The organism is Saprospiraceae bacterium, from assembly GCA_016716185.1.
Classification (GTDB): Bacteria; Bacteroidota; Bacteroidia; order Chitinophagales; family Saprospiraceae; genus Vicinibacter.
Genome location: JADJWV010000002.1, coordinates 1,513,354 through 1,537,121 on the forward strand (window position 1 = coordinate 1,513,354; position 23,768 = coordinate 1,537,121).

General features: G+C 48.6%; 2 protein-coding genes. Both read right to left on the reverse strand.

Annotated elements, in window-relative coordinates; genetic code table 11:
* Nucleotides 1–28: 28 nt before the first annotated feature.
* A complete protein-coding gene (locus IPM34_07795; protein MBK8955441.1) occupies nucleotides 29–23,062 on the reverse strand; it encodes a hypothetical protein in 23,034 nt (7,677 codons plus the stop codon).
* Between the two features lie 125 nt (nucleotides 23,063–23,187).
* Nucleotides 23,188–23,436: a hypothetical protein gene (locus IPM34_07800; GenBank protein ID MBK8955442.1), complete on the reverse strand. Its 249-nt coding sequence runs from the start codon at nucleotides 23,434–23,436 to the stop codon at nucleotides 23,188–23,190.
* Nucleotides 23,437–23,768 lie beyond the last annotated feature (332 nt).

A 23,768-nucleotide genomic window follows, 5' to 3' on the forward strand; every position in this document is an offset into this window, starting at 1 on the left:
GCGGAGATTGGTATTGGAAATAGCGGCATTACAACCACCGCTGAGAAGTAGCGGCAGCCAACCAGGCGGCAAAGCTGCATTGTCGATAGCCGTTTGAGTCTGGCAGGAAGGGCCTGGTCCGGTTTGGCGGACAGGTCAACGCGACAGCCGGAGCAGCAGTGACGGTAAAGGAAGCGGAACAAGTGACATCCATCTGACACGAAGAAGTAACGGTCCACGTCACGGTGACAGAACCACCGCAAGCGGGAGGCGCACCCGCGCTGTTATTGGAGATCGCGGCATTACAACCGCCGGAGAAACTAACAGTTGTGAGCCATGCATTGTAAGCATTGTCGACATCGGTTTGCGTCTGACAAGCTGCGACGTTTTGATTAACCGGACAGGTGAGGACCACCGCCGGAGCATCGGTCACGGTAAAGGAAGCGGAGCAGGTCACAGGTCCTTCGCAGGAAGAAGTAACGGTCCAGGTCACGGTTGTGGAACCGCCACAAGCATTCGGAGCGGGTCCTGCATTATTGGAAATAGCGGCATTGCAACCGCCGGAGAAACTAACGGTAGTTAGCCATGCATTGTAAGCGTTATCGACATCGGTCTGCGTCTGACAGGCTGCAAAGGTTTGATTGACCGGACAGGTGAGGACCACTGCGGGCGCATTGGAGACTGTAAATACAGCCGAACAAGTCAGATTCGGAGCACAGGTCGAAGTAACGGTCCAGGTTACGGTAACAGAACCACCGCAAGCCAGAGGAGCCCCGCTGCTGTTATTGGTAATGGCCGCATTGCAACCGCCGGAGAAACTAACGGTAGTTAGCCAAGTAGCGTAAGCGGCATCAATGGCCGCCTGAGTTTGGCATGCAGGTTCGGTTTGATTAGCCGGGCAGGTTAATGTAATAGCCGGAGCATCGGTCACTGTAAATATAGCGGAACAGGTGACGGGCCCTTCACAGGTCGAAGTGACGGTCCAGGTTACCGTTTTAGATCCGCCGCAGGCAGGAGGAGCGGAACCGCCATCGTGAGAAATGGCAGGGAAACAACCACCGCTTGAACTGGCAGAATTCAACCAAGCTGTGTAAGCTGCATCAATAGCGGCCTGAGTCTGACAAGCGGGCTCGGTTTGATTGGCCGGACAGCTTAAGCTGACAACAGGAGCAGCAGTGACCGTAAACACTGCAGAGCAGGTTGAATTGGGCTCGCAGGTCGAAGTGACGGTCCAGGTCACGGTTTTCGAACCACCACAGGCCGGAGGAGCAGAACCTCCATCATGAGAAATGGCAGGGAAACAACCACCGCTTGAACTGGCAGAATTCAACCACGCTGTGTAAGCAGCATCAATAGCAGCCTGAGTCTGACAAGCAGCTTCGGTCTGATTTGAAGGACAGGTAAGAGTAACAGGAGGTGCAGCCGTTACGGTAAAGGAAGCGGAACAGGTCACAGGTCCTTCGCAGGAAGAAGTAACGGTCCAGGTCACCGTAGTCGAACCACCACATGCAGGAGGAGCGCCGGTATTGGTATTAGAAATAGCGGCATCACAACCACCGCTGAAAGTAGCGGAAGCCAACCAGGTGGCAAATGCATTGTCAATAGCAGTTTGAGTCTGGCAGGCTGCCTGGGTATTATTCACTGCGCAATTAAGAGCAACAGCAGGAGCTGCAGTAACAGTATAGGAAGCGGAGCAGGTCACCGGACCTTCGCAAGAGCTGGTCACCGTAAAAGTAACTGTTGTCGATCCACCACAACGATTCGGAGGTCCTGAATTGTCGTTGGTAATGCTGGCATTACAACCTCCGGAAAGTGTATAAAGGGTCAGCCAGTTGGCAAAGTTGTTATCGATATTGGTTTGAGTCAAACAGGAAGCTCTGGTCCGGTTTGGCGGACAGGTCAACGCGACAGCCGGAGCAGCGGTGACGGTAAAGGAAGCGGAACAAGTGACATCCATCTGACAAGAAGAAGTAACGGTCCACGTCACGGTGACAGAACCACCGCAAGCGGGAGGCGCACCTGCACTGTTATTGGAGATCGCGGCATTACAACCGCCGGAGAAACTAACAGTTGTGAGCCATGCATTGTAAGCATTGTCGACATCGGTTTGCGTTTGACAAGCTGCGATGTTTTGATTAACCGGACAGGTGACGACCACCGCCGGAGCATCGGTCACGGTAAAGGAAGCGGAGCAGGTCACAGGTCCTTCGCAGGAAGAAGTAACGGTCCAGGTCACGGTTGTGGAACCGCCACAAGCATTCGGAGCGGGTCCTGCATTATTGGAAATAGCGGCATTGCAACCGCCGGAGAAACTAACGGTAGTTAGCCATGCATTGTAAGCGTTGTCGACATCGGTCTGCGTCTGACAGGCTGCAAAGGTTTGATTGACCGGACAGGTGAGGACCACCGCCGGTGCATTGGTCACGGTGAATACAGCGGCACAGGTGACATCAGATTCACAGGTCGAAGTAACGGTCCAGGTTACGGTAACAGAACCACCGCAAGCCGGAGGAGCCCCGCTGCTGTTGTTGGAAATGGATGCGCTGCAACCGCCTGAGAAACTAACAGTTGTTAGCCAGGCATTGTAAGCATTATCGACATCGGTTTGGGTCTGACAAGCCGCAACCGTTTGGTTAACCGGACACGTAAGTACTACTGCAGGAGCATCGGTCACCGTAAATACAGCCGAGCAAGTCACATCCGGACCGCAGGTATTGGTGACGGTCCAGGTTACCGTTTTCGAACCTCCGCAAGCTGGTGGAGCGGAACCGCCATTGTTGGAGATGTTTGCATTGCAACCACCCGTAAATGTAGCCGTTGCCAACCAGGCTGTATAAGCCGCGTCGATGGCCGATTGCGTCTGACAGGCAGGTTCAGTTTGATTGCTTGCACAATTGAGGACAATTGGAGGAGCGTCTAAAACAGTAAAGACTGCAGAGCAAGTGACAGGGCCTTCACAGGTAGACGTCACCGTCCAGCTTACCGTTTTTGAACCGCCGCAAGCCGGAGGAGCAGATCCTCCATCATTGGAGATCATCGCGTTACAACCTCCTGTAAAAGTTGCCGTAGCAAGCCAGTTGGAGTAAGCGGTATCTATGGCTGCCTGGGTCTGGCAGGCAGGTTCCGTATGATTTACAGCACAATTGAGAACCACTGCAGGTGCAGCCGTTACGGTAAACACAGCCGAACAGGTAACCGATCCCTCACAAGTTGAAGTGACGGTCCAGGTGACGGTTGTGGAACCACCGCAGGCATTTGGAGCTGCACCACCATTGTTGGAAATCATGGAATTACAACCACCGGAGAAGGTAGCCGAATTTAACCAGGTGTTAAATGCAGCATCAATTGATGCTTGTGTTTGACAAGCAGACTCGGTTTGATTTGCAGCACAATTGAGCACCACTGCAGGTGCTGCAGTCACGGTAAATACAGCCGAGCAGGTGACAGGAACCTCACAAGTTGAAGTAACGGTCCAGGTGACGGTTGTGGAACCACCGCAGGCATTTGGAGCTGCACCACCATTGTTGGAAATCATGGAATTACAACCACCGGAGAAGGTAGCCGAATTTAACCAGATGTTAAATGCAGCATCTACAGCCGTTTGTGTCTGGCAAGCGGGCTCCGTTTGATTTACAGCACAATTGAGAGCCACAGCCGGAGCCATCGTTACGCTAAAGGAAGCGGAACAGGTGACATCCATCTGACACGAAGAAGTAACGGTCCAGGTCACGGTGACAGAACCACCGCAAGCGGGAGGCGCCCCTGCACTGTTATTGGAGATGGCCGCATTGCAACCACCGGAGAAGCTAACAGTTGTTAGCCATGCATTGTAAGCATTGTCGACATCGGTCTGCGTCTGACAAGCTGCGACGTTTTGATTAACCGGACAGGTGAGGACCACCGCCGGAGCATCAGTCACGGTAAAGGAAGCGGAACAGGTCACAGGTCCTTCGCAGGAAGAAGTAACGGTCCAGGTCACGGTTGTGGAACCGCCACAAGCATTCGGAGCGGGTCCTGCATTATTGGAAATAGCGGCATTGCAACCGCCGGAGAAACTAACAGTTGTTAACCATGCATTGTAAGCATTGTCGACATCGGTCTGCGTCTGGCAGGCTGCAACCGTTTGATTGGTTGGACAATTTAAGACGACCGCCGGAGCATTGGTCACAGTAAACGAAGCAGAACAAGTCACCGGTCCTTCACAGGTCGAAGTGACGGTCCACGTTACGGTGACAGATCCACCACAAGCGGGAGGCGCACCCGGACTGTTATTGGAGATAGCCGCATTACAACCGCCGGAGAAACTAACGGTTGTTAGCCAAGTGGCATAAGCGGCATCAATAGCCGCCTGAGTTTGACAGGCCGGTTCCGTTTGATTTGAAGGACAGTTGAGGACGACTGCCGGAGCATCAGTCACGGTAAATACTGCGGAACAACTTACGTTCAGACCACAGGAAGAAGTCACGGTCCATGTCACTGTTTTAGAGCCACCACAGGCTGGAGGTGCAGAGCCACCGTCATTGGAAATGGCGGCATTACAGCCACCTGTGAAAGTAGCTGTTGCAAGCCAGGCAGTATAAGCAGCATCAATAGCTGTTTGAGTCTGGCATGCAGGTTCAGTTTGGTTGACCGCGCAATTAAGTACGATAGGCGGAGCATCCAAAACGGTAAAGACTGCGGAACAAGTCACCGGACTTTCACAAGAAGAAGTTACAGTCCACGTTACCGTAGTTGATCCACCACAGGCATTAGGAGCGGCACCACCAGAATTGGAAAGAGTCGCATTGCAACCACCGGAGAAGGTAGCCGAATTTAACCAGGTATTAAATGCGGCATCGATGGCCGCTTGAGTCTGGCAAGCAGGCTCGGTTTGATTAGCGGGGCAGGTCAAGGCAACGGCAGGAGCATTGGTGACGGTAAAGACTGCGGAACAAGTGACGGGACTTTCGCAAGTTGAGGTGACCGTCCAGGTAACTGTTTTCGAACCACCGCATGCTGGAGGAGCAGATCCACCGTCATTAGAGATCATTGCACTGCAGCCTCCGGTAAAAGTTGCGGATGCAAGCCATGTTGTATAAGCTGCATCAATTGCGCTCTGAGTCTGACAAGCGGCCTCAGTTTGATTGGCTGCACAATTAAGAACAACTGCAGGAGCATTGGTCACGGTAAACACAGCGGAACAGGTTACAGATCCTTCACACGTGGAAGTCACGGTCCAGGTTACTGTTTTTGAACCACCACAGGCAGGAGGAGCAGAGCCTCCGTCATTAGAGATCGCAGCATTACAACCTCCCGAAAATGTAGCCGATGCAAGCCATGCGGTATAAGCAGCATCTATAGCTGCCTGGGTTTGACAGGCTGCTTCTGTTTGATTTGAAGGGCAATTTAAAACCACCGCCGGAGCATTGGTCACTGTGAAAGAAGCCGTACATGTGACCGGTACTTCACAGGAAGAGGTGACGGTCCAGATTACGGTAACAGAACCCCCGCAAGCAAGAGGAGCCCCCGGGCTGTTATTGGAAATAGCCGCACTGCAACCGCCGGAGAAACTAACAGTTGTAAGCCAAGTAGCATAAGCCGCATCGATGGCCGCTTGTGTCTGGCAAGCAGGCTCGGTTTGATTTGCCGGGCAGGTAAGGACTACCGCCGGTGCCGATGTTACCGTAAATGAAGCGGTGCAGGTGACCGGAACTTCACAAGAAGAAGTCACCGTCCAGGTCACGGTCGTGGAACCCCCGCAAGCCGGAGGAGCGCTGCCGGCGTTGTTGCTGATGGCCGCATTACAACCGCCGGAGAAACTAACGGTTGATAACCAGGCATTGTATGCATTGTCGACATCGGTCTGCGTCTGACAGGCTGCAAAGGTTTGATTGACCGGACAGGTAAGGACCACCGCCGGGGCATCAGTCACGGTGAATACGGCGGCACAGGTTACATCAGCCTCACAGGAAGAGGTAACGGTCCACGTTACGGTGACAGAACCTCCACAAGCGGGAGGCGCACCCGGACTGTTATTGGAGATAGCCGCATTACAACCGCCGGAGAAACTAACGGTTGTTAGCCAAGTAGCGTAAGTTGCATCAATGGCCGCCTGAGTTTGACAGGCCGGTTCAGTCTGATTTGCCGGGCAGGTAAGGACCACGGCGGGAGCATCGGTTACGGTGAATACAGCGGTACAAGTTACCGGACCCTCACAGGAAGAAGTCACCGTCCAGGTCACAGTTTTTGAACCACCACAAGCTGGAGGAGCGGAACCGCCGTCATTGGAAATCATCGCATTGCAACCTCCTGTAAAAGTAGCAGTAGCTAACCAGGCTGTGTATGCTGCGTCAATAGCAGCTTGCGTCAGACAAGCAGGTTGAGTTTGATTGACAGCACATGTTATATTAACCGCGGGAGCATTGGTTACTGTAAATACAGCGGAACAAGTTACCGGACTCTCGCAGGATGAAGTGACGGTCCAGGTTACTGTTTTCGAACCACCACAAGCCGGAGGAGCTGAACCTCCGTCGTTTGAAATCATCGCATTGCAGCCTCCCGTAAAAGTGGCTGTTGCCAGCCAGTTGTTATAAGCATTGTCAATGTCCGACTGGGTTTGGCAGGCAGCTTCAGTTTGGTTGGAAGCACAGCTAAGATTAATTACAGGTGCGTTGGATACGGTAAATACAGCGGAACAAGTTACCGGACTCTCGCAGGATGAAGTGACGGTCCAGGTCACAGTTTTTGAACCACCACAAGCAGGAGGAGCTGAACCTCCGTCATTGGAGATCATTGCATTACATCCACCGGTAAATGTTGCAGAGGCAAGCCATGTTGTATAGGCCGCATCAATAGCGCCCTGAGTCTGACAAGCGGCTTCAGTTTGATTAACAGCACAGTTGAGATTCACTGCCGGAGCATTGGTGACCGTAAATACTGCGGAACAAGTAACCGGGCTGGTACAGGAAGAAGTCACCGTCCAGGTTACTGTTTTCGATCCACCGCAAATAGGTGGTGCGGAGCCTCCATCGTTTGAAATTGCCGAATTACATCCACCGGAAAAGGTAGCTGAATTTAACCATGCGGTGTAAGCTCCATCGATAGCAGCCTGTGTTTGACAAGCTGGTTCCGTTTGACTTGAAGGGCAGGTTAATACAACAGCAGGTGCATCAGTCACCGTAAACACAGCAGAACAGGTCACCGGACTTTCACAGGTTGAAGTCACGGTCCACGTCACCGTTGTGGATCCGCCACATTCTGGTGGCGCGATTCCAGCATTGTTGGAAATCATGCCATTGCAGCCTCCGGAAAAAGATCCAGAAGCCACCCATGCAGTGAATGCGGCGTTGATCGCTGCCTGTGTCTGACATGGAGGTTCTGTTTGATTGGCCGGACAGCTGATGACTACAACTGGAGCATTGCTCACAGTAAATGAGGCTGAACAGCTTACCGGAACTTCACAAGAAGAAGTCACGGTCCAGGTTACCGTAGTTGAACCTCCGCAAGCCGGAGGAGCACCACTGGCGTTATTGGAAATGGCGGCGTTGCAACCGCCAGAGAAACTAACAGTTGTAAGCCAAGCATTGTACGCATTATTTACATCGGTTTGGGTTTGGCAGGCTGCTACCGTTTGATTGGTTGGACAATTAAGCACAACGGGAGGAGCGTCCGTTACGGTAAATATCGCTGCACACGTCACATCGGGTTCGCAACTTGAAGTGACCGTCCAGGTTACCGTGACGGATCCGCCACAGGCTGGAGGTGCACCCGCGCTGTTATTAGAGATGGCAGCGAAGCAACCTCCGGAAAAACTAACGGTTGTTAGCCAAGTATTGTAAGCGTTATCGACAGCGGTTTGGGTTTGGCAAGCAGCAACAGTCTGATTAGCAGGGCAGGTCAGTGTAACCAGTGGTGCATCCAGTACAGTGAAAACTGCAGAACAAGTTACGTCGGGTTCGCAGGAAGAAGTCACTGTCCAGGTTACCGTTTTCGAACCTCCACAGGCATTTGGCGCTGAACCTCCATCATTGGAAATAGTTGCGTTGCAACCCCCTGTAAAAGTAGCAGTAGCCAACCAGGCTGTATAAGCGGCATCAATCGCGGCCTGAGTCTGACAAGCAGCCTGGGTATTGTTCGTCGCGCAGGTAAGTGCAATCAATGGAGCATTGGTGACCGTAAATACAGCAGAACAGGTCACCGGACTTTCACAAGAGGAAGTCACCGTCCAGGTTACCGTTTTCGAACCACCACAAGCCGGTGGAGCTGAACCTCCGTCGTTTGATATCATCGCATTGCAGCCTCCGGTAAAAGTGGCTGTTGCCAGCCAGTTGGCGTAAGCATTGTCAATGTCCCCCTGAGTTTGGCAAGCCGCTTCAGTTTGGTTGGAAGCACAGCTAAGATTAATCACAGGAGCATTGGTGACCGTAAATACAGCAGAGCAGGTCACCGGAACTTCGCAAGTTGAGGTCACTGTCCACGTTACTGTTTTTGATCCTCCACAAGCAGGAGGAGCGGAACCTCCGTCATTGGAGATCATTGCATTACATCCACCGGTAAATGTTGCAGAGGCAAGCCATGTTGTATAGGCCGCATCAATTGCCGTCTGAGTCTGACAGGCAGCCTCAGTTTGGTTGGATGCGCAATTGAGCACTACAGCAGGGGCTGCGGTGACTGTAAATACTGCAGAACAGGTAACATTTGGTTCGCAAGAAGAAGTCACGGTCCAGGTTACTGTTTTGGATCCACCACAAATGGGTGGTGCTGAACCACCATTATTTGAAATCGCTCCGTTACAGCCTCCGGTAAACGTAGCGGTAGCTAGCCAGGCTGCGTAAGCTGCATCAATAGCTGCCTGAGTTTGGCAAGCGGGTTCAGTTTGATTATTGGCGCAAGTGAGATTGACCAGAGGAGCATCGGTCACCGTAAATACTGCAGAACAGGTCACCGGAGATTCGCAGGTCGAAGTCACCGTCCAGGTTACCGTGGTTGAACCGCCGCACGCAGATGGTGCAGAACCACCTCCATTGGAGATGGAAGCATTACAACCGCCGGAGAAACTAACGGTTGTTAACCAGGTACTGAAAGCATTGTCAATCGCTGTTTGCGTTTGGCAAGGAGCTTCAGTTTGATTGGCTGGGCAATTCAATACAACGGGAGGAGCATCGGTCACAGTAAATATGGCCGCACAGGTAACATTTGGTTCGCAGCTTGAAGTCACTGTCCAGGTCACCGTAACAGAACCACCGCAGGCTGGTGGAGCACCGGTACTGTTATTGGAAATGGCCGCATTGCAACCTCCGCTAAAACTAACAGTTGTGAGCCATGCTGCATAAGCTGCATCTACTGCAGCTTGAGTCTGGCAAACTCCTACAGTTTGGTTGGCCGGACAATTGAGCACGACCAAAGGAGCGTCGGTCACCGTAAATACGGCAGAACAACTCACATCGGTTTCACAGCTTGAAGTCACTGTAAACGTGACCGTTGTTGAACCTCCGCAGGCCGGAGGTGCACCGGTATTGTTGTTGTTTAGTGTTGCAAAACATCCACCTGTAAAACCGGCTGTTGCCAGCCAGGCGTTGAAAGCATTATCGATTGCTGTTTGAGTTTGACAAGCGGCCTGGGTCTGGTTCGTCGGACAGGTGAGTGTGACCATTGGAGCATCAAGCACTGTAAAAACTGCAGAACAGCTTACATCGGGTTCACAAGTCGAAGTGACTGTCCAGGTCACTGTTTTCGAACCTCCACAGGCATCGGGAGCTGAACCACCATCGTTGGAAATAGTTGCGTTGCAACCCCCTGTAAAGGTAGCAGTTGCCAACCAGGCGGTATAAGCAGCGTCAATAGCAGCCTGAGTCTGGCAGGCGGCCTGAGTATTATTTGTAGCACAAGTGAGTGCAATTATTGGAGCATTGAGTACGGTGAATACAGCTGTACAGGTGACCGGACCCTGGCAAGTTGAAGTCACTGTCCAGGTCACTGTTTTAGAGCCACCACAGGCAGGAGGTGCAGAGCCACCGTCATTGGAAATGGCGGCATTACAACCCCCAGTAAAACTTGCCGATGCAAGCCACGTAGCATAAGCAGCGTCGATGGCTGCTTGTGTTTGGCAAGCCGCTTCTGTTTGATTTCCAGCGCAATTGATCGAAACGGTTGGTGCCGCTGTAACAGTAAATACAGCAGAACAGCTTACAGGAGCTTCACAACTTGAGGTCACCGTCCACGTCACTGTTTTAGAGCCGCCACAGGCCGGTGGAGCTGAACCACCATTATTGGAAATCATCGCATTACAACCCCCTGTAAAAGTTGCAGAAGCTAACCATGCAGTATAAGCTGCATCAATGGCAGACTGAGTCTGACAGGCAGCCTCAGTTTGGTTGGATGCACAATTGAGCACTACAGCAGGGGCAGCGGTGACTGTAAATACTGCAGAACAGGTAACATTTGGTTCGCAAGAAGAAGTCACGGTCCAGGTTACTGTTTTGGATCCACCACAAATGGGTGGAGCTGATCCTCCATTGTTGGAAATCATGCCATTACAACCACCAGTGAAACTTGCTGAATTTAACCAGGCTGTATAAGCGGCATCTATTGCACCCTGAGTTTGGCAAGCTGCTTCCGTTTGGTTAGCAGCACAGGTTAAATTAACGAGCGGAGCATTTGTAACTGTAAATACTGCAGAACAGGTAACATTTGGTTCGCAAGAAGAAGTCACGGTCCAGGTTACCGTTGTCGAACCTCCGCAAGCCAAAGGAGCCCCGGTATTATCGTTGGAAATCGTGGCATTGCAACCACCCGTAAATGTGGTGGTGGCTAACCAGGCGGTAAATGCGTTATTGATGGCCGTTTGCGTCTGACAAGCCGCTTCTGTTTGATTGGAAGCGCAACTCAAGACGACTACGGGTGCATCCGTAACGGTAAATGTTGCTGCACAGGTAACATTTGGTTCGCAAGAAGAAGTCACGGTCCAGGTTACAGTCACGGAACCACCGCATGCCGGTGGAGCACCGGGACTGTTATTGGTAAGGGTTGCATTGCATCCCCCGCTAAAACTAACAGTTGTTAGCCATGCGGTATATGCAGCATCAACTGCAGCTTGGGTTTGGCATGCCGCAACGGTTTGATTTGCGGGGCAGGTCAGGACGACCACGGGCGCATCCGTTACCGTAAATGTTGCCGAACAGGTTACATTCGGCTCGCAAGATGAAGTCACGGTCCAGGTAACGGTTGTAGAACCACCGCAAGCAGGCGGAGCACCGGTGTTGTTATTGGATAAAGTTGCGTTGCAACCTCCGGAGAAACTAACAGTCGTTAGCCAGGTAGCAAAGGCATTGTCAATGGCGGCTTGTGTCTGGCATGCCGCTTCTGTTTGATTTCCCGGGCAGGTGAGCACGACTGCAGGAGCATCCGTAACGGTGAATACTGCAGAACAAGTTACATCGGGTTCGCAGGTCGAAGTCACCGTCCACGTCACTGTTTTAGAGCCGCCACAAGCCGGTGGAGCTGAGCCACCATTATTGGATATCGTTGCATTACATCCTCCCGTAAAAGTGGCTGTTGCCAACCAGGCAGAATAAGCCGCATCGATAGCTGCCTGGGTTTGGCAAGCCGCCTGCGTATTATTGATGGCACAAGTAAGATTAACCAAGGGCGCATCTGTAACTGTAAAAACTGCCGAGCAGGTCGAATTTGCCTCACATGTAGAGGTCACCGTCCATGTAACAGTTGTTGACCCACCACAGGCTGGTGGAGCTCCGGTATTATTATTGGTCATGGAAGCATTGCATCCTCCGGATGTAGTTGCCGTTGCCAGCCAATTTGCAAATGCTGTATTGATCGCTGCCTGAGTCTGACAAGCTGCTTCGGTTTGATTGGAGGGACAATTTAAAACTACAGATGGGGCATTCGTTACAGAAAATACTGCGGAACAGGTCACATCGCTCTGACACGATGAAGTGACCGTCCAGGTGACTGTCGTTGAACCTCCACAAGCAGGGGGAGCCCCCGTATTGTTATTGGTCATCGTGGCATTACAACCACCGGAAAAACTTGCCGTTGCCAACCAATTTGTGAATGCTGTATTCACATCCGCTTGTGTTTGACATGCAGCTACTGTAAGATTAGTTGCACAAGTCAGGACAACCGGTGGGGCTGCAGTAACCGTATAAGTGGCACTGCAGGTTACAGGTGACTGACAAGAAGAAGTCACGGTCCAGGTTACAGTGGTCGATCCACCACATCTGTCTGGTGGTCCGGTATTGTCATTGGTAATGGTTGCATTGCAGCCTCCGCTGAAAGTGGCAAGCAATAGCCAGTTTGCAAAATTGTTGTTGATATTGGTTTGGGTAAGACACGAAGGTCTGTTCCTGTTGGGTGCACAGGTTAGATTTACGTTCGGTGCGGCTGTTACTGTAAAGACAGCAGAACAGGTAACATCCATCTGACATGATGAGGTAACGGTCCAGGTTACGGTCTTAGATCCACCGCAAGCCAAAGGAGCAGATCCACCATTGTTTGAAATAGCAGCGTTACATCCACCGGTAAAGCTCGCTGTTGCCAACCAGCTTGCATAAGCTGCATCGATTGCCGCTTGGGTCTGACAGGCGGCCTGTGTACTGTTGCTCGCACAGGACAATACTACATTGGGAGCATTGGTCACTGTAAATGTGGCCGAACAGGTTACATTGGCCTGGCAAGATGAAGTTACAGTCCACGTAACCGTTACAGAACCTCCGCAGGCTGCAGGTGCAGGTCCGGCATTGTTTGAAATGGCTGCGTTGCAACCTCCGCTAAAACTAACAGTTGTTAGCCATGTGGTGTATGCGGCATCGATAGCTGCCTGGGTTTGACAAGCAGCTTGCGTATTGTTTGTTGGGCAGGTTAAAACTACATTTGGAGCAGCCGTTACAGTAAATACAGCAGAGCAGGTGACATCAGGCTCACATGATGAAGTCACGGTCCAGGTTACAGTTTTGGAACCTCCGCACGCAGGAGGAGCAGAACCTCCATTATTGGAAATTGCGGCATTGCAACCCCCTGTAAAAGTAGCCGTTGCCAACCATGTTGTGTATGCGGCATCAATAGCTGCTTGCGTTTGACATGCTGCCTGAGTGTTATTGCTTGCACAGGTTAAATTTACAACAGGGGCACTGGTTACTGTAAAGACAGCTGAACAAGTGACAGGTGTCTCACAAGTAGAAGTGACCGTCCATGTAACTGTTTTGGATCCACCGCAAGCATCAGGAGCAGCACCACCATTATTTGAAATGGCTGCATTACAGCCCCCTGTAAATGTTGCCGTGGCCAGCCATGCAGAATATGCTGCATCAATTGCAGCCTGTGTCTGGCATGCTCCCTGAGTATTGTTTGTTGCACAAGTCAGATTCACCACCGGAGCATCTGTGACTGTGAAAACAGCGGAGCAAGTCACCGGACCTTCACAGGAAGAAGTTACCGTCCACGTAACGGTTTTCGAACCACCACAGGCAGGAGGAGCTGAACCACCATTATTGCTTATGACGGCATTACAGCCACCGGTAAAGGTAGCCGTTGCCAACCATGCTGAGTAAGCTGCATCAATGGCGGCTTGTGTTTGACAGGCAGCCTGAGTATTATTCGTTGCACAGGTTAAATTAACAACTGGCGCATTGGTTACCGTAAAGACTGCAGAACACGTGACATTAGCTTCACAAGAAGATGTTACCGTCCACGTAACGGTTTTAGAACCACCACATGCAGGTGGTGCAGAACCACCATTATTGGAGATGACGGCGTTGCAACCGCCCGTAAATGTAGCCGAAGCCAACCAGGTCGTATATGCTGCATCAATAGCTGCTTGCGTTTGACAGGCAGCCTGAGTGTTATTCGTTGCACAGGTTAAATTTACAACAGGTGCATTGGTTACCGTAAATACCGCTGAACAAGTCACATTGGGTTCACAAGTTGAGGTTACTGTCCAGGTTACAGTTTTTGCACCACCGCAAGCCGGAGGCGCAGAACCACCATTGTTGGAGATCATGGCATTACAACCACCGGTGAAGGTTGCGGAAGCCAACCAGGTGGCATATGCTGCGTCGATGGCTGATTGGGTTTGGCACGCAGCCTGTGTGTTATTGGTTGCACAAGTTAGATTGACAACTGGCGCATTAGTTACTGTGAAAACTGCGGAACAGGTCACAGGTGTTTCACAACTGGATGTTACCGTCCAGGTAACGGTCTTAGATCCGCCACAAGCAAGGGGAGCAGTCCCACCATCATTTGAAATCGTTGCATTACATCCTCCTGTAAAAGTAGCCGTTGCCAACCATGCGGAATACGCTGCATCGATAGCGGCTTGTGTTTGGCAAGCTGCCTGAGTATTGTTGCTTGCACATGTTAAATTCACAACAGGCGCATCAGTTACAGTAAACACTGCAGAACAGGTGACATTGGGTTCACATGTTGACGTTACCGTCCACGTTACAGTTTTAGATCCGCCGCAGGCAGGAGGAGCTGAACCACCGTTGTTGGTGATTGCAGCATTGCAACCCCCTGTAAAGCTGGCAGAGCTTAACCACGTTGAATAGGCAGCATCTATAGCCGCTTGCGTTTGACATGCTGCCTGTGTAGTGTTTGCAGCACAATTTAAGACGACCGCCGGAGCATTGGTCACCGTAAATACCGCACTGCAACTAACGGGTGTTTGGCAACTGGATGTAACCGTCCAGGTCACCGTCGTTGAACCTCCACATGCAGGAGGTGCAGAGCCACCGCTGTTGGACAACATCGCATTGCAACCACCAGTAAAACTGGCAGAACCCAGCCAGCTTGTGAACGCTGCGTCAATGACTGCTTGCGTTTGACATGCAGCCTGTGTATTATTTGAAGGACAGGTAATATTTACCATCGGAGCATCGGCAACTGTGAACACTGCAGAACAAGTCACGTCCGGTTCACAGCTGGAAGTTACCGTCCAGGTCACTGTTTTTGAGCCTCCGCATGCTGGTGGAGCGGAACCCCCATTATTCGATATAACGGCATTGCAGCCACCTGTAAAAGTAGCCGTGGCCAACCAACTGGCGTATGCTGCATCAATTGCAGATTGTGTTTGACAAGCAGCCTGGTTGTTGTTTGCGGCGCAGGTCAAATTAATAACCGGAGCAGCCGTTACAGTGAAGACAGCAGAACATGTTACATTAGGTTCACAGGTGGAAGTTACAGTCCAGGTTACCGTTTTTGAGCCCCCACAAGCGAGTGGAGCTGAACCCCCGTTGTTGGAAATAGCTGCATTGCAACCTCCTGTAAAACTTGCCGAAGTTAACCAAGATGCATAAGCGGCATCGATAGCCGACTGAGTTTGACAAGCAGCCTGAGTGCTGTTGGTTGCGCAAGTTAAATTAATGGTTGGCGATCCACTAACTGAAAAAATCCGCGTGCAGGTAACCGGTGCTGAACAAGAACTTGTTACGGTCCATGTAACCGTTTTTGTTCCACCACATGCCGGAGGAGCGGAGCCACCGTTATTGGAGATTTCAGAGTCGCAGCCCCCGTCGAAAGTAGCGGATGCAAGCCAGGCTGCATAGGCTGCATCAATTGCTGACTGGGTCTGACATGGTCCATGTGTTTGGCTTGACGGACAATTAATGGTTGGACCCGGTAAAGGATCCACATTAATGGTTTGAATACAGCTGACTTCGTTATCGCAGGAATCGGTTGCTGTCCAGGTTCTTTCTATCGTGAAATCACCAGGGCAGGTACCCGGTATGATGTTGTCTGTATATTCAATGTCGGTTACGTCCTCAGAACATAGATCTGTCGAGCTTGCATACCCGGTAGAATCCGGACTGGTATTGGCTTCGCAATCAATGGTAACAATGTTGCCTGGACATATAATTGTTGGTCTGGTTGTGTCTTCAATAGTGATCAATTGAATTTCAGTTCGGGTGTTTTCGCAATTGTCGTATGCAATCCAGTTCCGTTCAATGGTATAATTGTCGGGGCAGGTTCCCGGGATGATTTCATCCACATAGGTAAGTGTAGGAATGGTGTCGCAATTGTCTTCGAGATCCGTTGGATACCCTGTGATATCTGGTGACGGATTTACACTGCAGGAATCGTATTCGATGATGGCGCGAAGTTGGAAATTATCCATCAACAAAACAGATGGTTCAGGGCCTGTAGTATCGGAATACGTGACTCTGATGTACAGATTGGAAATGCTGGTTGTGATTGGTAGTTTGGCAGTGTCCTGCACCCATACATCTTCAAGTGTGGTATATTGATGGAATTTATTCCACACCACACTATCAATGCTGTAATAATAATAAATGGTATCAGAGCTGTTTTCGTCTTTCTTATAAGTTTGGGTATAGATTTCAAATTCGGAGCAAATGGGAAGCGTTCCCCCTTTGATATTAAATTGCCAATAGCCCGGATTATTGGATGTATCAACGCGTAGTGCCCATCGTGCAATCGGATTATTTGTAAACGCAAGGGTTCCTGTAACTGTACCGCTATCCAATTTAAATGGATTGGATGTTGTATCAATTTTTGAAGTAATTCCAAAATGTAACTTCGGTGATAGTTTGGAATAGGAAGTTCCATTATTGAAATCGTAATTCACCAATGTGAACGTATCGGTTGTAGCAGTACCCTGATAGATGGTGACATTTGGCGGAAGCATAAATGTTGGACGGCTGCTGTCGCTGACGGTAATCGTTTGGAGTTGCGACGGAGCTGTATTTCCACAACTATCCATTAAGGTCCAAGTCCGGTAAATGATGTGCGAACCTTCACAGGGTGAGTTTACAATAGAATCGCAGTAAGTGGCTTCTATATCCGGATTACAGCTGTCGAATTCATCGGTCACATCTCCGGTTTTGTTTGGAGAAGCATCGAATACGCAACACATGTTTGCCCTTACCTGGAAATTATCCAGGAGTAAAGATTTAGGATTGGAACCCGTGTTTCCTCCTGAATAGGTGACTCTGAGGAATAATGAATCCGGGTTTGCAACACCGGTAATGGTTGCGGTATCCTGAATCCATGTTGCCAAGGTCAATGCTTTGGTTCTGAACGTGGTCCACGTAGTTCCATTCAGACTGTATTGCAATACCAGATTATCAGCACTGTTGATGCCATTTTTTCTGGCCTGAATATAAACAGCGATATCTGTTGCTTTGGGTAAGTTTTCACCAGTCAGATTAAACTGCCAATGACCAGAAGTGTGAGATGAATCGACCAGGAGCGCACTTCCTCCAATGGTATTTTGAGTATATGCCAGAGAACCCGATGCTACACCAATATCTGTTTTAAATACGTTGGAACTTGCATCGACTTCGGAAGCAATACCTGCAAATAATTCAGGGCAGAGGCCATCGTAACTTGTTCCGGAATTGAAGCTGTAATTAACCAAAGTAGTTGTATCCGGATTATCATTGCCTTTATAAATAGTAACATCAGCAGGCTTGGTAAATGTAGGCACGATGGTATCAAATTCAACTGTAAACGATGCCGAACAAGTGACCGGAGATTCGCAACTGCTGGTTACCGTCCAGGTCACCGTTTTACCACCACCGCATGGTGGAAAATCGCCCGAATTGTTATTGGAAATGCTGGCATTGCAACCACCGCTAAAGCTTACAGAATTCAGCCAGGTATTGAATTTTCCTTCAATGACCACTTTTGATTGACAAGCCGGTTCTGAAACATTCATGGGACAGTTGAGAACGACCGCAGGAGCTGTAGTAACCGTAAAGACCGCAGAACAAGTTCTGTCCACTTCACATGTTGAAGTCACCGTCCAGGTTACTGTTTTGGAACCACCACAGGCGGGTGGGGCAGAACCACCGTCGTTGCTCATGGTAGCATTGCAACCACCGGTAAACGAAGTTGAAGTAAGCCAGGATGCGTAAGCAGCATCAATCGCGGCCTGAGATTGACATGAGGCCTGAGTGTTATTGTTGGCACAAGTCAGTGCGATAACAGGAGCATCAGTTACAGTAAATACTGCAGAACAGGTTTTATTGACATCACAAGTAGAGGTCACTGTCCAGGTTACGGTTTTGGAGCCTCCGCAGGCGGGTGGGGCAGAACCCCCGTTGTTGGAAATGGCAGCATTGCATCCACCGGTAAATGTGGCTGAAGTAAGCCATGTGGCATAAGCCGCATCGATAGCTGCCTGTGTTTGACAGGCTGCTTGAGTATTATTAATTGCACACGTCAGACTCACAGGAGTGGCCGCTGAAACAGTAAAAACGGCTGAACATGTTTTGTCTGTATCGCAAGTAGAAGTCACGGTCCAGGTAACGGTTTTAGATCCACCACAAGCGAAGGGGGCAGAACCACCATTATTGGAAATTGTCGCATTGCAACCACCTGTAAAAGTTGAGGAAGCCAACCATGCTGTATAAGCCGCATTTATTGCTGCTTGTGATTGGCAAGCTGTCTGTGTATTGTTTGTAGCACAAGTTAGGGCTACTGAAGCAGCAGTTGAAACTGAAAAGATAGCTGAACAGGTGACATCAGCTTGGCAACTTGAAGTGACCGTCCAGGTTACCGTTTTAGTGCCTCCGCAAGCAGAAGGTGGAGAACCACCATTATTTGATATAGCGGCGTTGCATCCACCGGTAAAAGTAGCAGAAGCCAACCAAGCTGCATATGCAGCATCTATTGTAGCCTGACTTTGACATGGAGCATGTGTAGTATTGGTAGCGCAAGTTAAATTGATGTTTGGAGTTGCTGTAACGGTAAACACTGCACTACATGTAGTGGTCGCTGCACAAGTTGAGGTTATAGTCCAGGTTACCGTTTTAGAACCGCCGCAGAAATTAGGTGGAGAACCTCCATTATGAGAAATATTTACATTACAGCCACCAGATGTGGTGGTAGTGGCCAACCATGCGGTGTATGCAGCATCAATAGCTGCTTGTGTTTGGCACGCAGCCTGAGTTGTGTTTGTCGCGCAGGTCACACTTAGTCCGGGAGCTGCCGTAACTGTAAATACTGCACTACAGGTTTTGGGTGCTTCGCATGCACTGGTTGCAGTGAACGTTACAGTTACTGCACCTCCACAAGCCGATGGTGCTCCACTGTTGTTATTTGAGATCCCAACAAAACATCCGCCAGTAGAACTCACTGAATTTAACCAGTTGGTGAATTTTGTATTGATGCTGGCCTGGGTTTGGCAAGAAGCTTCCGTAACGTTGATTGGGCAGAATAAGGTGAGTAAGGGTGCAGCGTTAACTGTAAATACCGCTGAACAACTTACGTTAGCCTGACATAAAGAAGTAACCGTCCAAGTCACTGTTTTGGACCCACCGCAAGCTGGAGGAGCTGATCCACCATTGTTTGAAATGGCAGCATTGCAACCTCCGGAAAAAGTAGCAGTATTTAACCAACTTGTATAAGCGGCATCAATGGCAGCCTGTGTCTGGCAAGAGGCCTGGGTGTTATTTGAGGCACAAGTAATGGTAACAACCGGTGCTGCAGTAACGGTAAACACAGAAGTGCAGGTAAGTGTATCGCATAAAGAATTCAAGGTCCAGGTCACTGTTTTGGATCCACCACAATTTGAAGGCGCGGAACCCCCATTGTTTGATAAAACACCACCAGGGCAACCGCCAGAAAAACTGGCACTGTTTAACCAAGCAGTATAGGCAGCATCGATTGAAGCTTGTGTTTGGCAAGATCCTTCGGTTTGATTAGATGGGCAGGTTATAGTGGCAGATGGAGCTGTTGTCACTGTGAATATCGCAGAACAGGTTACAGGGGGCTCGCAACCAGAGTTTACAGTAAAAGTTACAGTCGTTGATCCCCCGCATTTTGATGGTGCACCGGTATTGTTGTTTGATAAAATGGTGCTGCAACCTCCGGCTACCATGGCGGTATTTAACCAATCATCAAAAGCATCATCTACAGCAGTTTGGGTTTGACAATTGCTTATGGTCAAATTCATCGGACAAGTCAATACCACATTAGGAACAGAAGTATCAACCAAAATTGTGTATGTTGAAGTACACATGGTCGTATCGGGAGCACAGGTACTTACATAAAAAAAGGTGACTGTGGCAGTATCGCCGCAATAATCAGGTGGTCCGGAATTGTTGTTGGTCAAAACACCGTCACAGCCACCCCCGCCACTTGCGCTTAGCAACCAGGCATCAAAATGTGCATTGATGGTGTCTTGTGCAACGCAGGCAGAGTCGAAACCCGGAGCTGGACAATTGAGTTCAACCAGGCTATAATCTTCAACTTCACCATTGCTTGCAGATGAATATGCCCGTTCATCCCGCGGTGTAGCTGCATTGTCAATTAGATTGTTAGTGGTAAGTCTTAACCTCAAATATTTGTTTGTATCAGGGCCACTGACAGTAACTCCATTCCAATTCAAAGTTACAGATCCATTAAAACCATTGGGAATGGTCGCAGTCCTCGCTTCAGCAACTTCGAAGCCAAACATATTATCTCCATTCAGGTTGATCCATGCATATAAAGTGGCACTGTTGCCAGTTGTGTTTTTTATACTATCAACTGTAATAGAAATATTTTGGTTGGTCCCTGCGGTTAATGATGGTGGATTGGGAACGCCATCTTCATCATCCGAACCAAGAGTATCATCTCCATCTGCATCTTTGGTATGTTGTGAGGAGGATTCTGCATCTATTAGTGGCCCGATTCGCAGGTCATTACACAGAATTGTATGCAATGGTTTACCAAGCCATAGTGGAGCATCACTAAAATCAGTTTCGACGATTGAAGCGATCTCGATTTCGAAAATGCAATGGGAATCATTGGTGCCATTGGACTTTGAAATATCAAATCCATTTTGGATATATGTCGGGGCGTTATTACCATCAGAGTGGGTTGTAGTACCAACATAAATGTTACTTCCGTAGACAAACAGATGATTGGCGCCTCTGGGATCTCCAATATTTCCTAAATAATCATTATTGTTTCCGCCCACATAAGTGGCATAAACCAAGGTATCTAAAGTATTTTTAAAACCCGCAAAAAACATGTCTACACCTCCGTTGGTTCCCAGTGAGTCAAAGAAACTTTCGTTATTTAGATTTTTTGTAGGAAGGCTATCTCCTGTAACAGTACCCCAAACTAAAATAAATGTTTGGGAGGTGTTTCCTCCGCAGCCTCCTGTTGTAACCTGTTTGATGCCGTTTCCAAGATCATTGGAATTCGATCCTTGAGTTAGACCATTACCCGGGGGACCATAATATGTGGCTTTATAGTTTGCTGAACCACCGGTGTCATCAACCCTTCCAATGATGGCATCACAAGCAGACACATTAAATCCAATTTGTGCATTACTACCACCATTGTACGTATCATCGTATTTCGTCCCTGTTCCAAGAGGGAAACCTGTTCCAACTGCGCCGGTAAAATACAATACTCCGCTGTACCATTCTACGTCAAAAATTCGGTCCCGGTTGGCCCCGCCTAATTTATCCAGATAATCCATAGTATGGCCATTGGAGCTCAAAATTCCGATCAAACCATCCGTATTTGCGCCACTGGCACCCGCCCCATTGACTTCAGTTATTGTACTTTGTGTCCAACCAGCAAAGATGATTTTTCCATTGGGTATGATCTCCAGATCATTTAAGGTGTCTCCCTGTGTTCCACCAACATAAGTTCCCCAACTCATGGTATTGAGGTTCGTGAATTTGCAAATGAAGATATCGTAAACACCATTAAAGGTGATATCATAGGCACTGGCGTCAGGAGTATAGTTTGGAGTGGCGGCAGGTAAAGCAGCATCCGGTGTAAAACCGAGTACGTAAGAGTAGTCATCAATTGCCTGGATAGAAGTAGTTCCAAAGGTTTCGTTTCCAGTAGTGCTGCCCAGATAGGAGGCATAATGAAATGTATCGAGATTCTTACTAAAAACTGCAACATAAGCATCCTGGAAGCCTCTCGTAGCATCAAAGGGGCTGCCTGTCATTGGTAAATCGTGGTTTGTAAATCCACCAACGAACACTCTGTTAGGAGATAAACTTAAAGAATGCGCCCTGCTGGTCTCATTGTTGGAAGATGAGTTATTTCCGTAAAGTGTCAGGTCGAGAAGATCATTGCCGGCCGAGTTGATTCTGTATATGACAGTTACATATTCGTTGTTGTTGCTGCCCCCATCAAGACCCGTTATGATGTTTCTCCAGCCATTGGCGTCGTATGGGGCAGTTCCGGTTGGAATTGCAAGATTGGTAGCACCTGCACAATACATGATGTTGGTCAGTGTATCCAATTGAATTGCATATAAGTATTGATCGAACGTAGCACCGGGGTTGCCATTATTTCCGTTTGTACCATTTCCATCCATATAAGTACCCCATATCAATACCGGATCGATGATTAATGGAAGTTGTTCATTTAGTGGTGATAAATTTTTAAATTGGATGTTTTTATTGTCAATTTTATCAAAAGCAAAAAGTACCGGAATTTTTCCTTGAGGTCCTACCTGATAAGCTTCGGGGATATTGAATTTCACATCTGCAAACCGTAATTGAACTGCGAGATTGCCTTTTTTATCAACTTTTAGTTTGTCCTGACCGTCGAACTCCATTTGAATTTTTTGAAAGTCCAATGCGTTATCCACGATCCAATCGAATTCCAGAGATCCATCGGTATTGCTGTAAATTCTCAGGTCGACCCCATCGTAGATATCTTCTATGGTCAATTCTTTAGCTGCTTGTACCCCGGTAACCCAGTCATTCGGGTTTTTACTCATAAAATAGTTGAATTTCGTGCTAAACTGTTCTCCTAAACGGACCTTTGGCGATGCGTTAGCGTTTTTAAAACGCATAGCAAAAGCGTGTTCGGAAATTAAAAGAGGATCTTGCTCAGCGATCATATCGGAGCTAAGTCCCACAGGTGCAGGGGAGTTGATATATTCTTTTGCAACAAATTTGATTTGGTCCTTTTCAATATAAATGGTTCCGTGTTTGCTGTCAAGGTAATACAAGACACTGTCGATTTTCAATTGACCTTTATTTTGTACAAATTGTAATAAAGCTGCATTCTCTTTTAAAGTTTGTTTGACCTGAACAGCTAATTGAGGATCCAGACTTTTTGTCTGCTGGGCCTTTGCAGTAGAAACCATTAATAAACAGAATACCATCAGGGACAAGTACCTGAAAAATAAAATTTGCTGAATGATAGCTGGTATGCCCAAGCTTGAATGTCTATGATGATTAATCATGTCGGGGCTTGGTCTATGATTAAAAAAATAATGTACAGGCATTTTCATGATGCAGCAAAATGAATGATGAATGAAATAAAAGAACAGATGGATGATTTGAGGTGCCAAACATTGGGTCCTTGGAACAAGAGGGTCAACGGTCTGCCAGTTTCAATTTTGAATTGCAGGACTCTGCGAAAAAAATCTTTGGATTGGAGAATAAAACACTCTTTATCAGCTCCAAAGCAAATGCATTGAGTGTTTTGGTAGGTACAAGCTAATGTAGATGCCAGATATCCTGGTTTTGCAACCATATTTCTCAGGTTTAGTCAATGACAATCGGACATTTTGCATTAGCTCCAAACGCGATAAAATATTTAACTATTTATATCTGCCTGAAAACCAATAAAATACTACTACTACTGTCTTAAAATTGTCAATTCAAAGGTAATAAATATTCAGTTTATTTTAAAAAATTTAACATTTCAGGAAGCTAAAATTCTTAACTTGATTGTTGAATTAAGGTCAAAATCAAAGATCGGATTTATTTATTCCTCTGCTGTTTCGTGCTTTTTTGATAAATCCATATATTATTTTTTGTTAATTTGTTTAAGAACTTCGCCTTGAATGATTTATTTCACTATTT

Excerpts from the sequence above, each read along its gene's own strand:
- IPM34_07795 (MBK8955441.1), bottom strand. The coding sequence starts at position 23,062 with ATGGTATTCTGTTTATTAATGGTTTCTACTGCAAAGGCCCAGCAGACA.
- IPM34_07800 (MBK8955442.1), bottom strand. The coding sequence starts at position 23,436 with ATGGTTGCAAAACCAGGATATCTGGCATCTACATTAGCTTGTACCTAC.